The 13,862-nt window shown below is 37.6% G+C and carries 12 protein-coding genes; 9 read left to right on the forward strand and 3 right to left on the reverse strand.

The window, feature by feature from the left end; all coding sequences use genetic code 11:
* Positions 1-13: 13 nt before the first annotated feature.
* A complete protein-coding gene (serB, locus tag D9V35_RS03685; RefSeq protein WP_122123418.1) occupies positions 14-907 on the reverse strand; it encodes a phosphoserine phosphatase SerB in 894 nt (297 codons plus the stop codon).
* A 195-nt stretch (positions 908-1,102) separates the two neighbouring features.
* Here serB and miaA point away from each other — a divergent pair, with 195 nt between their 5' ends.
* The 4 genes from miaA to ilvC all read left to right on the forward strand — a co-directional run bounded on the left by miaA (position 1,103) and on the right by ilvC (position 5,652).
* A complete protein-coding gene (gene miaA, locus D9V35_RS03690; RefSeq protein ID WP_122123419.1) occupies positions 1,103-2,119 on the forward strand; it encodes a tRNA (adenosine(37)-N6)-dimethylallyltransferase MiaA in 1,017 nt (338 codons plus the stop codon).
* Positions 2,120-2,231: 112 nt separating this feature from the next.
* Complete coding sequence (ilvB, locus tag D9V35_RS03695) at positions 2,232-4,010, forward strand: biosynthetic-type acetolactate synthase large subunit (protein ID WP_408869338.1); 1,779 nt, start codon at positions 2,232-2,234, stop codon at positions 4,008-4,010.
* A gap of 41 nt (positions 4,011-4,051) precedes the next feature.
* Positions 4,052-4,606, forward strand: coding sequence for an acetolactate synthase small subunit (ilvN, locus tag D9V35_RS03700; protein WP_162988564.1), 555 nt, complete (start codon positions 4,052-4,054; stop codon positions 4,604-4,606).
* A 26-nt stretch (positions 4,607-4,632) separates the two neighbouring features.
* On the forward strand, positions 4,633-5,652 hold the full coding sequence (gene ilvC, locus D9V35_RS03705) for a ketol-acid reductoisomerase (RefSeq protein WP_122123421.1): 1,020 nt from the start codon (positions 4,633-4,635) through the stop codon (positions 5,650-5,652).
* A gap of 78 nt (positions 5,653-5,730) precedes the next feature.
* Here the strand turns inward: ilvC and D9V35_RS03710 are convergent, their stop codons facing one another.
* On the reverse strand, positions 5,731-7,479 hold the full coding sequence (locus tag D9V35_RS03710) for a tetratricopeptide repeat protein (RefSeq protein ID WP_122123422.1): 1,749 nt from the start codon (positions 7,477-7,479) through the stop codon (positions 5,731-5,733).
* 323 nt (positions 7,480-7,802) lie between these two features.
* Here D9V35_RS03710 and D9V35_RS03715 point away from each other — a divergent pair, with 323 nt between their 5' ends.
* Positions 7,803-8,027 (forward strand): aldo/keto reductase, encoded by a 225-nt coding sequence (locus D9V35_RS03715; protein WP_122123423.1) that lies wholly within the window; start codon positions 7,803-7,805, stop codon positions 8,025-8,027.
* A gap of 393 nt (positions 8,028-8,420) precedes the next feature.
* Here D9V35_RS03715 and D9V35_RS03725 read toward each other — a convergent pair whose 3' ends face one another.
* Positions 8,421-9,353 carry a DMT family transporter gene (locus tag D9V35_RS03725; protein ID WP_110438864.1) on the reverse strand — a complete coding sequence of 311 codons (933 nt, stop codon included), beginning with the start codon at positions 9,351-9,353 and terminating at the stop codon, positions 8,421-8,423.
* Between the two features lie 274 nt (positions 9,354-9,627).
* On the opposite strand from D9V35_RS03725, the gene rpmI reads away from it, so the two are divergent.
* From rpmI to pheT, 4 genes are all read left to right on the forward strand, one after another.
* Positions 9,628-9,834, forward strand: coding sequence for a 50S ribosomal protein L35 (gene rpmI, locus D9V35_RS03730; protein ID WP_110438865.1), 207 nt, complete (start codon positions 9,628-9,630; stop codon positions 9,832-9,834).
* 15 nt (positions 9,835-9,849) lie between these two features.
* Complete coding sequence (gene rplT / locus D9V35_RS03735; RefSeq protein WP_110438866.1) at positions 9,850-10,206, forward strand: 50S ribosomal protein L20; 357 nt, start codon at positions 9,850-9,852, stop codon at positions 10,204-10,206.
* 88 nt (positions 10,207-10,294) lie between these two features.
* Complete coding sequence (gene pheS, locus D9V35_RS03740; protein ID WP_122123425.1) at positions 10,295-11,362, forward strand: phenylalanine--tRNA ligase subunit alpha; 1,068 nt, start codon at positions 10,295-10,297, stop codon at positions 11,360-11,362.
* 3 nt (positions 11,363-11,365) lie between these two features.
* A complete protein-coding gene (gene pheT, locus D9V35_RS03745; protein WP_122123426.1) occupies positions 11,366-13,825 on the forward strand; it encodes a phenylalanine--tRNA ligase subunit beta in 2,460 nt (819 codons plus the stop codon).
* Positions 13,826-13,862: the final 37 nt, after the last annotated feature.

Raw genomic sequence — 13,862 nt, forward strand, 5'->3', positions numbered from 1 at the left:
AAAATATTACATTTTATAATAACGTAAATTCATTACGCTTGTAACCCTGAGCGAATAAAGCGGATAGTAACGAGGTATGTTGAATTTTATTTATAATTTTTTCAGCAACAATCGGTTTGGGATAAAAACCAATACCTAATCCTGCAGAACTTAACATGGGCAAATCGTTGGCACCATCGCCAATTGCCATTGTTTCATCGTTGGACAAGGAAAGTTCTTTTGTAAGGCGTTGAAGATGATTCAATTTAGCTTCTTTTCCAAGTATTGGAGGAATAACCTTTCCATCAAGCATATTATTCTGAAAACTTAATTGATTTGCATGATTTTCATCAAATTGACAAATCTGGCTTACTTTTTCGGTAAAATAAGTGAACCCTCCGGAAATTAAAGCTGTATGCGCATAATGGTTTTTCATTGTAGCTACAAGAATTTTTGCCCCTTCATTGAGTTTTGTTTTGTTCCAGGTTTTTTCCAAAAAATTTATAGAAACGTTTTTCAGCAGGGCGATTCTTTTTTTTAGGGCTGTTTCAAAATCAAGCTCACCATTCATGGCACGTTCGGTTATTGCAGAAATGTGATCGCCAATTCCTGCTTCGGCAGCCAAATCATCAAGTGTTTCATTTTTCACGATAGTACTGTCCATATCAGCTATTAAAAGCCTTTTTTTTCTGTGCGTGGAACAGGTTATAAAAAAATCGGCCTCAACAATATCCAGCGATTTTTTTATATCTTGATAAAGTGTCAGAGCTTCAGTTAGATTATTAATTGAAGCTGGAGCCATAAAATCTATCGCTTCTTCATGAGAAAGCCATTGATAATTCAGATATGAGAATTTCTGTCTAACTCGATCTATAATTGATTGATTAAGCAATGAGGGTGGTGTTACCAAAGTAAAAATAAAGGACATAAAATTATCCGTGATAAGATTGGGGCTTTAACATAATGAATTCAGATCAATTTGATTTTGGTTAACTTTTAATGATATTTCTCATAAAAACAAGAACTTCTGAAATTTAATTATATAAAGCGGTTTTCAGGGAATTGTTTTATAACTAATTAGTGATTCAATTATTATGAATAAATCAAAACATGGATTATGCTTATGGAACAGGCGGTGCTTCAATCACGGTCTTTAAATAATGAATTGCGGCAGGGAAAAAAAAATTGGGCGGTTATTGTTGCCGGTCCAACATGTTCAGGTAAATCTTTCCTCGCTTTACAGCTTGCACAAAGTTTAAATGGATCAATTATCAATGCGGATGCAATGCAATGTTATGCTGATTTACGTATCATAACCGCTCGTCCCTCTTTTGAGGATGAAAAACGAGTTCCACATTATTTATATGGGGTGTTGCCTTGGTATAAAACGGGTAATGTTGGTTGGTGGCGACAACAGGCACTTAATCAGTTGCAGAAAATATGGGAAAATCACAAATTGCCTGTATTATGTGGTGGAACAGGCATGTATTTTCATTCCTTAATTCATGGTATTGCCACGATACCTGAACCAGATCCGTCAATAAGGAAACAGGCACGTCAGTTAGTCAATGATGGAAAACTAGCGGATTTATATAATGAACTGGCCAAAGAAGATCCTGAATCGGTCGAGGAATTAAAATCTAATGATTCTCAAAGAATTGCTCGAGCATGGGAAGTCTGGAAATCAAGTGGGAAAGGATTGAGATATTGGCAAAAACATGCGCATTTACCTGGTGCAGATTGTAATTTTATTGTTATTCGCCTTGCACCTGAGCGTTCTGTTTTACGTCAAGCCGTAGCTAATCGTTTTGGATTGATGATTGATGAAGGTGCACTGGAAGAGGTTAAACTTTATGCGGAAAAAAAACCGTCTTTGTCATGTCCTTTGTCCAGAGCTCATGGAGTTCCAGAGTTTATGGCTTATCTTAATAACAGGATTTCTATTAAAGAGGCCGTTGAACAGGCTGTAAAGAATACGCAACGATACATTAAGCGTCAGGAAACATGGTTTTCACATCGAATTTTAGCGCCAGTGCAGCAAACTTGTATTTTTAATTCAAGAATAGACAAAAATACGCAATATTTGCAAAGAATTATTAAAAAATCTGAACTTTTTATTAATAGTTTTATTGACGAATAATCATTTATTGATTAGGGTAATTTCAATAATAATTTATAAGATAAGATTAAACTGCAAATCATTTTATTTGGTTTAAATTTATAATTCTATTAATACCAAGGATTAATTGAAAATGACAGAGGCTATGCAAAAGAACGGTAATAATGCTCTTAAAGAAAAAAAAAATTATGATATGACTGGAGCAGAAGTTCTTTTACAGGTACTCGTTGATCAGGGTGTGGATATTATTTTTGGATATCCGGGTGGGGCTGTTCTGCCCATTTATGATGTTTTATTCAAGCAAAAGAAAATTCGCCATATTCTAACACGCCATGAACAGGCTGCCGTGCATGCCGCTGAAGCCTATGCCCGTTCAACGGGAAAGGTAGGTGTTGTTTTGGTTACCAGTGGACCGGGCGCAACCAATACCGTTACTGGGTTGGTGGATGCCTTAATGGACTCCGTTCCCATTGTTTGTATCAGTGGACAGGTCTTCAGAAGTTTGATTGGTAATGACGCTTTTCAAGAAGCGGACACGGTTGGGATTACTAGGGCCGCGACTAAATTTAATTATCTGGTTAAGGACACGGAAAAATTGGCTCAGAAATTGCATGAGGCATTTTATATAGCCAAAACAGGTAGGCCCGGACCTGTTCTTGTCGATATTCCTAAAGATATCACTTTAGAAAAAGCACCCTATATTAAGAAAAACAAAGTCGAACCTTATCCATCTTATAGACCGGTTACTGAACCCGATGAAAATCAGGTTGTAAAAGCGGTAGATGCAATGAAAAAGGCAAAGCGTCCCTTATTCTATATAGGAGGTGGGGTTATTAATGCTGGAAAAAAAGCATGTGAATCGTTAAAGAAATTGGTTAACTTAACCGATTTTCCGTGTACTGCTACGTTAATGGGTCTTGGTGCATTTCCCGGTTCAGACAAGCATTTTCTCGGCATGTTAGGAATGCATGGAACTTATGAAGCAAATATGGCCACCCATGATTGTGATGTCTTGATTGCTTTGGGTGCGCGATTTGATGACCGTGTTACAGGCAGTGTAAAACATTTCTCACCGAATTCCATTAAAATACATGCTGATATTGACCCTTCTCAAATTAACAAGATTGTAATTGTTGACATACCTATTGTCGGGGACGTGGCCAAAACGATCGAATTGATGATCAAGCTATGGGACAAAAGGGAAGATCAGAAAAAAGATTTGAAAAACTGGTGGAAACAAATTGAAGCATGGCAGTCAATAGAGTGCCTGAAATATGATCAGGATAAATCAAAGGGCAGTATTGTAAAGCCCCAGCATGCCATTCGTTCGCTTTACAAAGCGGTTAAAAAAAGAAAAAAAGAGGCATATGTAACAACAGAAGTCGGTCAGCACCAAATGTGGGCAGCTCAATATTATGTTTTTGATCAGCCTAATCATTTCATGACATCTGGTGGATTGGGAACCATGGGGTATGGATTACCGGCTTCTGTAGGAACACAAATTGCGCATCCCGAGGATCTTGTTATAGATATTGCAGGCGAGGCCTCTACCATGATGAACATTCAGGAACTGGCCACAATCAAACAATATCGTCTGCCAGTGAAGATTTTTATCTTGAATAACCATTATATGGGTATGGTGCGACAGTGGCAGGAATTGGTTCATGGTGGACGCTATTCTGAAAGTTACAGTGAAAGTCTGCCTGATTTCGTCAAATTGGCGGAAAGTTTTGGCATTAAGGGATTGAGAATAGAAACGATTGATGACCTGGATAATGTCATTGATGAAATGCTTGATGAGCCGGGACCAGTGTTGGTTGATGTTAGTGTTCAGCAAGAGGAAAATTGTTTTCCAATGATTCCAGCGGGTGCACCCCACAATCAGATGATATTGGGACCAAATAAAAAATAAGGCTTGGCATTTTTTATTTTATTTTAATGTTGGGAATAAAAATGGGCAATCAACGTAATAATGTATCGTTATCGGAAGTCATCGAAGATAAATATAATTTTGTTAAAGCTGTTTTTTCTTTGATTGTTGAAAATGAAAGTGGTGTTCTGTCCCGTGTTATAGGTCTGTTGTCGGGACGCGGGTATAATATTGAAAGTCTTACTGTCGCGCCTGTAAATAAGGATGAAAAGAAATCCAGAATCAATATTCTGACTTCTGGCACTCCCATGGTGATTGATCAAATCAAAGAGCAGTTAAGTAGGCAGGTTCCTGTCTATCATGTTGTTAATTTATGTGAACAGAGTTCATATGTTGCACGCGAATTAGCATTAATTAAGGTTGTTTCCAAAGGAAATGAAAGAACAGAAGCGTTAAATTTGGCTGGTGCATTCCGGGCACAGGTTGTTGATGCAAGTACTGATTCCCTTGTGTTTGAACTGACTGGTAAAACTGAAAAAATAAATGCTTTTGTGGATTTATTACGTCCATTGGGTTTGGTAGAATTGTCCAGAACAGGTATTGCCGCCATTGGACGTGGTTGTCATACAATTTATTAAATTGAAAATTTGTAAGGATTATTAAGATGCGTGTTTATTATGATCGTGACGCAGATGTTAATTTGATTAAGAATAAAAAAGTTGCCGTATTGGGCTATGGCAGCCAGGGTCATGCCCATGCAAACAATATGAAAGATAGTGGGGTAAAAGATATTGTAATTGGTCTTCGTCCAGGATCCAAGAGTGCACAAAAAGCAGAAGCGGCTGGTTTAAAGGTTATGAGTGTTGCAGATGCTGCCGCCTGGGCTGATGTTGTTATGATTTTGACTCCAGATGAAGCGCAAGGGGATTTATACCGTGAAGAACTGGAAAAAAATCTTAAACAAGGAGCCGCAATTGCCTTTGCACATGGTTTAGCCATTCATTTCAAGATTATTGAACCTCGTCCTGATCTGGATGTTTTCATGATTGCTCCAAAAGGTCCAGGACACACTGTTCGTTCAGAATATCAGCGTGGTGGAGGGGTTCCATGTTTGGTTGCCGTTCACCAGAATCCTTCAGGTAATGCCCTAGAGATTGCGCTTTCTTATGCCGCCGCAATAGGTGGGGGTCGTTCTGGCGTTATTGAAACAACCTTTCGTGAGGAATGTGAAACAGATCTTTTTGGTGAACAAGCGGTATTATGTGGTGGATTGGTAGACTTGATCCGAAATGGGTTTGAAACGCTTGTTGAAGCAGGCTATGCACCTGAAATGGCATATTTTGAGTGTCTTCATGAGGTTAAGTTGATTGTTGACCTTATTTATGAGGGAGGGTTTGCCAATATGAACTATTCAATTTCAAATACAGCGGAATATGGAGAATATGTTTCAGGTCCTCGGGTTATTACAGAAGAATCTCGTAACGCCATGCGGAATATTTTAAAAGATATACAGGATGGAACCTTTGTTAATAAATTTATGACTGATAATAAGGTTGGACAAATAAGTTTAAAAGCACGTCGCCAGCAATTGAACAATCATCCAATTGAACAGGTTGGTGGAAAATTACGTGAAATGATGCCATGGATTACAAAAAACCGTTTGGTTGATAAAAGTAAAAACTAGTTTTTTAATTTTTTTCGTTTTAAAAAGAGCTATGACTTAATAAAAAATCATAGCTTTTTTTGTGCAAAAAATAGAAAATTACCAGCTTATTGAACGATCCAGCTGTTTGTTCAAGGCATTAGTTTTATCAAGGATATTAGCAATAAATTGATCTTTTTCACTCGCTTTGAAATAATTGAAAATATCCTGTATTGTATTGAGTGCTGTATATCCCCGGTTATTTTTAAACAACTTTTCAGCATGGTCATACATACCCTGCGCAATTAGTCGTTTGATATTGATATTTTGATCGTCAATATAAAAATTAATCAGTTGATCATATGTTTGTTTAATTTCAATACCTTTATGTAACATAATTTGAAGCTTTGCTTTTTTTAAAATTGCATCGGCACCATTATAGCGGGTTTTTGGATTATTTTTATGATGGGCAACAGCGATAAATTCTGTATAAGTTGTAAGAGCCTGATCATATTGCTGTAAGTTGATTTGAAGTTCAGCCTTGGTTAGATAAGCATTGCTGATTTCATAATATAATTTTTCGTCTTGAGTATCCTTATAAAGTTTTATTACGTCGGTTAAATATTGCAAGGCGAATTTGCTCTGTTTCTGTTTTTCCAAAATAATGCTTTTATTGATATATGCCTTGATAATTATGTCATTCAAGTCATATTGTTCTGAATCATGAACTGATTTATATTTGTTCAAGATCTGATCGTAGACAGAAGAGGCCTGGTTCAAGCGGTTAAGATCAGTGAGGATATTGGCTTTGGTAAGCAGTGCCATAGCAACGATCTTCCTGATTTTAGGGTTGGTAAATTGTGAAAAATCATCATGAATTTGGTTGCATAGAACCAACGCTGTATCTGTATCATGTTTACTGTTTAAAATCTGCGTTTTACCTAACAGGGCAATGGATTTGTAATATGGTAAATCTTCATCTTTGTTTGTAGAGGCATTGATTTTTGCCAGAATTTCATCATAGGTTTTTAATGCGGCGTTTTGTGGATCATTGCCAAATAAATCTTTTTGATTTTCAGGAATGTGAACTACGCGATGAAGTATTTCGGCTCGATATAACAAATTTTGCAAAAGAAATTTTTTGATCTGAGGATTGGGATCATCATGATATAACCGAATAAATGCATTGCTGTTATAAAGTGCTATTCCCCATTCTTTACGGTCAAGACGGTTTTTGGTTCTGGCCATAATGGATCGGGCAGTGATTAACCGAAGGGTTGGATCTTTGTCTTTGACAAATTTTTCTACAATTGATGAATGGATGTTGAGGGCTGTATCATGATGCCCAGTTTCGTTCAGAATTACAGTTTCATTATACATAACCTGAGCAATCATGCGCTTAATATCAATTTTCTGATCAGATCCATATGTGGAAACCAAATATGAAAAGGCTAGCATGGCTTCATCATATTGTTTTTGTTGAAGTAAGAGGTTACCTTGGTTAAACCGCGCTTTTGCTACATCATACCGTATTTTTTTATTGTTGCTGCCCATGTAGAGGTTGCTGAGTTGTTCATAGGTAATGATGGCTCCTTCAATATCATGAAGATTGGTAAGGATTTCGGCTTTTTTTAATAAACCCTTGGCTACAATTTTCTGAATTGTCTTATTGTGACGATTACCGTAATATTCTGACAGAAAACTAAAGTCCCCCATAGCCTGTAATGGTTTGTTATTTTTCAGATATAAATATCCAGATTGCAAGGCTGTATCTGCGTGATTTTCGCTTTGCACTTCATAGCGATAATATATTCCAATACCAACACAGGTTAAGAAAATGAAAGCATATAAAATTATTTTTTTACGCATGAATATTACTTTACCCTTAATTTAAAATATTTGGGGATAATCCTGACTATTTTATCGTTTTTTTTGAATAATTACACTTTAATTTAAAAATAAAATATTTTTCACTCGACAATGAAAATTCTATTTTCTGTTAGGATTATAAATTTAGGATTAACAATTATACCATAATTGTAATCTATTTATAAGATGAATAGCCAGAAATTCATAACATATTGTGTTTAATTATATATTATTTAATTTTCAGAAAAGAACATATGAAAAAAAAGAATTTGGGCAAAACAGGATTGCAAATTGATATTATAGATCTTTATCAATCGAATTAGATGGATGAAAATATAGCTTATAAAGAAACGCTTTTTGCCTATGAACAACTTTTGAAAGAAGGAAAGATCCGTGCCATAGGTGTATCAAATCCCAATTTGAAACAATTGTCAAATTTCGATACAGGTTGTCCACAAAGCAGTAATTATCAATATATCAAATATTACAATCTGAATATAATCTTTACGACAATCCGCAATTTGATGATACATTACGTAATCTTGTGATCAGAAAAAATATTGGGGTAATTATTTATTATAGTCTTAATTCAGGATTTTTAACGGGGAAATATCGAAATTATGAAGATATGATCATAGTGCGAGAAATGACAAGATTGCCACATACTTGAATGATCAGGGCATGCGGATTTTGAAAAACTTTAGATAAGATTTCAGTCAATCATCATGTTAATCAGGCATTTATAGCTTTGGCATGGTCGCACGCACAAAAAGAAGTTGCCGGCCTCTATTGCAAGTGCGACAAGTACCAAGTCAACTAAAGGATTTAATTAATTTTTTAATGTTAAATCTATTACTTGCTGAATTATCTGACCTGGATCAGGCAAGTATGAAACAGTGGCAATTAAATGGTTCAAGAGATTTTCAGACTTGGATTTTACCCTAAACCTTTTTAACTGCTAAAATAATAATCATGCTGATAATACAGGCAGTTCCTAGCCAGTCTATTAAGGTAAATTTCACATTTAAAAGGAAAACAGAGAAAAAAACAGCTGATAACGGTTCCACCGTTGCTAAAATGCTACCTTTTGTGCTGCCCAATAATTTTATTCCTATAAGATAGAAAAGAAAACCAAACATTCCTCCACCAAAAATGACTATCATCAGTTCAATCCAATTAACAACATTTAGATTTACCTCTAGATGCCAGAAAGGGTAGAAAAAATTGAGAATGATCCCGCCGATTAACATACCCCATCCCGCAATGGTTGAGGTATTATATTTTTGGAGAAGGGGGATTGGATATAATGTATAAATTACCGAACTAAGAATACTGATACCACCGTATAACAAAGCTTTTGGGGGAAGGGTGATTTCATAAATCGAACCGTTTGTAATGATACAGAATGTTCCTGTAATTGCTAAGATAATGGATAGGATAACATATAAAGAGGGAGGTTTTCTCAAATAGATAGTCAATATGACTGCAATGACGATTGGATATAAATATTGCAATATTGTTGCTGTTGCCGCATTGGAATATTTAACGGTTAAAAAGTAGCAGAGTTGTGAAACAAGAATGCCAAAAATTGAAAAATTCACCAGGTAGATAATGTCTTTTCTGTTTTTTAAGGGAAGAAAAATATTTTTCCCGTATTTGCGATAACAAAGTCCTAACAGGATTGTTCCAGGTAACCACATGCGTATCGCGATCATCCAGGCTGTATCAATATGAACGGTTTGTAAAAGATATTGTCCGATTACACCACTCAATCCCCATAGGCAGCCAGCAAGGATGGCAAAAAACATTCCTTTTGTTTGATCAGAGAATTTGAAACGGTATGGGGATTTATCCGGGGAAATTGTATTGTTCATGTTTGAATACTTCATGAAAATATTTAAGTGAATTAAATTCACTATTAAAAATATTTGGATGACTCAATAAATGGCTAAATGCTTATTTAATAAACTTTTTTGAAAAATAAAGTTTAATTTTGGTGAGATTGGTAGATTTTTCTTGAGCTTAACTTAAATAGTGTTTATATAACACACTACGTTTATGGGTTGGGCTTGGAAAATGGGCTGCCCTTCTTATGACGTAAGTTTTGATGTTAGCAATAACGTATCCAGAATTTTTAAGGAGTATGAAATGCCCAAGATCAAGACCAAGTCATCGGTCAAGAAAAGATTTAAGATCACGGCAACAGGTAAGGTGCTGGCTGGTCCAGGTAACAAACGTCACGGTTTGATTAATCGTACCCAAAAAGCAAAACGCAGCAATCGCGGGACACAGGTATTGGAACCACAGGATGGTCGTACAATTAAACAATGGGCCCCATACGGTCTGCCACGCTAAGGAGTACAAAGAACTATGGCAAGAGTTAAAAGAGGTGTTACCACACACGCCCGTCATAAAAAGGTGTTGGATCAATCCAAGGGTTTTCGCGGTCGTTCGTCAACCAATTATCGCATTGCGCTTGAACGTTTGGAAAAATCTTTACAATATGCATATCGTGATCGTCGCGTTAAAAAACGAGATTTCCGTTCATTGTGGATTCAACGTATCAATGCCGCTGTTCGTGAACATGGATTGACCTATAGCCGTTTTATCAATGGTCTGAATAAGGCTGGTATCGAGCTGGATCGTAAAGTGTTATCTGCAATTGCTTATGATGATGCAGCAACCTTTGCAGAAATCGTTAAAAAGGTTCAGGCTGCACTTGCTTAACTTTTTATGAGATTAATCTGTTCATGAAAATGAATGGAATAGAGAGGGTTGTCTGATGACAGCCCTTTTTTGTTTATTGAGGGGTTAGATGGATAAGGATCTTGAAATCATAAAGCAGGAAACGCTTCATGCTTTAGATCAGGCACAGGATTTGCGTGCATGGGACAGTGTTCGGGTATCAGCGTTGGGGAAATCAGCCCCGTTGGTACAGAAATTGAAAGAATTGGGAAAGGTTGAACCTGAATTACGTAAAGAGCGTGGTCGTGTTTTAAATGAATTAAGAAATGAGCTGACCAAAGCAATTGAAATACGTAAGGCCATTCTTGAGGAAAAAGCGTTAAATGAAAAATTGAATGCGGAGGCAGTTGATGTCTCAATGCCTGTTTCTGTTGTAAAAGGTACATTGCATCCCTTGCAACGAACAATCGAAGAAATTGTTGCCATTTTTGCGGCAATGAACTTCAAGGTTGCAGAAGGGCCTAATATCGATACGGATTGGTTTAATTTTTCTGCGTTGAACATTGATGAAAACCATCCCGCGCGTGCTGATCATGATACGTTCTATCTCCCCTCCAAATCTACAGATGAACAGCAACTATTATTAAGGACTCAGACTTCAACAGTACAAATTCGCACGCTTTTGGAACAGGAACCTCCCATACGCATCATTGCACCAGGTCGTACCTATCGTGCAGATCATGACGCAACTCATTCACCGATGTTTCATCAGTGCGAGGGTATGGTTGTAGAGAAAAATATCACTTTGGGTCATTTAAAGGGATGTCTTGTAGATTTCCTTAGAGCTTTTTTTGGAATACCAAATTTACCCGTTCGTTTTCGTTCGTCCTATTTTCCGTTTACTGAACCTTCCATGGAAATCGATATCGGCTGGAACCGCAAAACTGGAGAATTGGGTGGTGGTTCGGATTGGCTTGAAATTCTCGGCGCAGGAATGATGCATCCACGTGTATTGGCAAATTGCGGTGTTGATCCTCGTGAATGGCAAGCTTTCGCTTTTGGTGTCGGTATCGAACGTCTGACGATGTTAAAATATGGAATTGCTGATTTGCGGTCATTTTATGAAGGTGATGTACGTTGGTTGCGTTATTACGGGTTTTCCCCTTTCAAATCCCCAAGCATTCATGAAGGGATATAGGAAATGAAATTTACACTGTCTTGGCTTCATGATCATTTGGATACAAATAGATCTCTTGAAGATATATGTGCAGCCTTGAATAAAATCGGTTTGGAAGTGGAAGGGGTCGAGGATCCTGATAAAACACTGGCACCTTTTAGGACAGCCAAAATTATTTCTGCCGAACAGCATCCCAATGCTGACCGTCTTCGTGTTTGTCATGTTGATGCTGGTAAAGGATTTGAAGATATTCAGATTGTTTGTGGTGCACCCAATGCCCGTGCTGGGTTAATAACGGTTTTGGCACCTGTTGGTACCTATGTGCCTGGAAGTGATATTACAATCAAAGCGGGTAAAATCCGTGGAGAGCAAAGTAATGGCATGATGTGTTCTTCCCGTGAATTAAATCTGGGAGATGATCATGATGGTATTATGGAATTGCCAGTTGATACTCCAATAGGTGTATCTTATGCAGAATATGCCCAGTTGAATGATCCAGTCATTGAAATTGCTATCACTCCAAATCGCGGTGACGCATTATCAATAAGAAATATAGCCCGAGATTTGTCTGTCGCCGGTATGGGAACATTGAAACCACTGAAGGTTTCAAAAATACAAGCGCAATTTTCATCAGCTTTGAGTTGGAATAACCAATATGAAGACGCCTGTCCCTGGATTCTGGGCAGAACAATTCGAAATGTTAAAAATGGTCCAAGTCCCGAATGGTTACAGAAACGCTTAAGAGCTGTTGGAATAAGACCAATTTCATGTTTGGTTGATATAACCAATTATTTTGCCTTTGATCTTGGGCGTCCATTGCATGTTTATGATCTGGACAGGATTGCAGGCAAGCAGCTAACAATATGTCGTGGCAATGGTGAAAAATTCCTGGCCTTGGATGAGAAAGAATACCAAGTCACTGACAAAGATTGTGTCATGATAGATGAAGCCGGTGTTCAATCCTTGGCAGGATTGATGGGTGGTGAAAAAACAGGTGTCAGTGAGAATACAACAGATATCTTTCTTGAATGCGCTCTTTTTGATCCTGTTTTGATTGCCTTGAGTGGCCGACGTCATATGATCGTGACTGATGCGCGACAGAGGTTTGAACGGGGCGTTGATCAGGCTTTGTTACCAGATGCGATCGAATTGGCTACGCAAATGATTATCAAATTGTGTGGGGGGCAGGCAAGCGATGTGGTTCATGCAGGTCAAGAACCCAAATGGCAGCGTACTGCAACCTTGCATTATAATCGTTTGAAAGATTACGGGGGATTGACAGTATCGGAAAATAGGGTTTCGGAAATACTGACCAATCTTGGTTTTGTGATTGCAGAAAAAAATTCGGAATGGATAAGGGTTGATGTACCTTCATGGCGTAATGATATCGCAATGCCTATCAAAATGGCCTATAATTCCAAGTTGGATGTGGTAAAAAAAGACAGACTGCTTGATTCTGTAAGAGCCCTGGAGGGTGAAGCAGATTTGGTGGAAGAAATATTGCGTATAGAGGGATTGGATAAAATTCCTGCCTGTTCAATGCCTTTGATTCAACCCGTTCCTTCACCTGCATTGACAACAGATCAGGAGCGTTCTATTCTTTGTTCCCGTATGCTTGCTGCACAAGGTCTGATCGAAACAGTAAATTTTTCATTTGTAGATCATGAAATTGCTGCACGGTTGGGGGAAGCATCTGAATCTTTACGTTTAATGAATCCAATTTCAAATGATATGGATCAATTACGGCCGACCCCTCTGGCTTCGATCCTGCCTGTTATGCAGCGTAACATAGCACGGGGTATTGGTGATATTGGACTTTTCGAAACTGGTCCTGCCTTTACACGAAATCAGGAACGCCTTATTGCAGCCGGTGCACGGTACGGACATATGCAACGTCAATATGATGGTAAAGCACCAAAAGTTACTTTATGGGATGTAAAAAAGGATGTTTTAACGGTTCTCGATGGACTGGGCATTTCAATTGATTCTTTAAAAACGGTTGGTGAAACACCGAATTATTATCATCCTGGACGCTCTGGCAGGTTGAGTTTGGGGCCAAAAAATATATTGGCTTATTTTGGTGAGTTGCATCCTTCCTTGATGAAAGAATTTGGTTTTGATCAGGCTCCCATGATTTTTGAAATTATGCTTGACACAGTAATTCCAAAGAAGATTACCAGGAAAAAGGCACCTGTACTTTCAATCTTTCAACCCTTAAAGCGTGATTTTGCCTTTGTTTTAAAAGACGGGATCCCTGTCGAGCAGCTTTTACAGGTCGTTAAACAGGCTGATCGCAAATATATAAATTCGGTTGAATTGTTTGATGTTTATAGAGGAGATAAAGTTCAGGCAGATCATAAATCCGTCGCTGTTCAGGTAACTATCCAGCCAAATGACCGAACATTGAAAGATGAGGAAATAGAGGCAATCTCCCAAAAAATTATCAAGGAAGTTGCACGTTTGCTTGGTGGAAATTTAAGATAAATCCAGTCTTTTTGTATTAAAGCCCATGTAAGAAGCC

The organism is Commensalibacter melissae (assembly GCF_003691365.1).
Taxonomy (GTDB): domain Bacteria; phylum Pseudomonadota; class Alphaproteobacteria; order Acetobacterales; family Acetobacteraceae; genus Commensalibacter; species Commensalibacter melissae.

Coding starts and splice junctions, on each gene's coding strand:
- serB (WP_122123418.1), bottom strand. CDS start 907: ATGTCCTTTATTTTTACTTTGGTAACACCACCCTCATTGCTTAATCAA.
- miaA (WP_122123419.1), top strand. CDS start 1,103: ATGGAACAGGCGGTGCTTCAATCACGGTCTTTAAATAATGAATTGCGG.
- ilvB (WP_408869338.1), top strand. CDS start 2,232: ATGACAGAGGCTATGCAAAAGAACGGTAATAATGCTCTTAAAGAAAAA.
- ilvN (WP_162988564.1), top strand. CDS start 4,052: ATGGGCAATCAACGTAATAATGTATCGTTATCGGAAGTCATCGAAGAT.
- ilvC (WP_122123421.1), top strand. CDS start 4,633: ATGCGTGTTTATTATGATCGTGACGCAGATGTTAATTTGATTAAGAAT.
- D9V35_RS03710 (WP_122123422.1), bottom strand. CDS start 7,479: ATGCGTAAAAAAATAATTTTATATGCTTTCATTTTCTTAACCTGTGTT.
- D9V35_RS03715 (WP_122123423.1), top strand. CDS start 7,803: ATGGATGAAAATATAGCTTATAAAGAAACGCTTTTTGCCTATGAACAA.
- D9V35_RS03725 (WP_110438864.1), bottom strand. CDS start 9,353: ATGAACAATACAATTTCCCCGGATAAATCCCCATACCGTTTCAAATTC.
- rpmI (WP_110438865.1), top strand. CDS start 9,628: ATGCCCAAGATCAAGACCAAGTCATCGGTCAAGAAAAGATTTAAGATC.
- rplT (WP_110438866.1), top strand. CDS start 9,850: ATGGCAAGAGTTAAAAGAGGTGTTACCACACACGCCCGTCATAAAAAG.
- pheS (WP_122123425.1), top strand. CDS start 10,295: ATGGATAAGGATCTTGAAATCATAAAGCAGGAAACGCTTCATGCTTTA.
- pheT (WP_122123426.1), top strand. CDS start 11,366: ATGAAATTTACACTGTCTTGGCTTCATGATCATTTGGATACAAATAGA.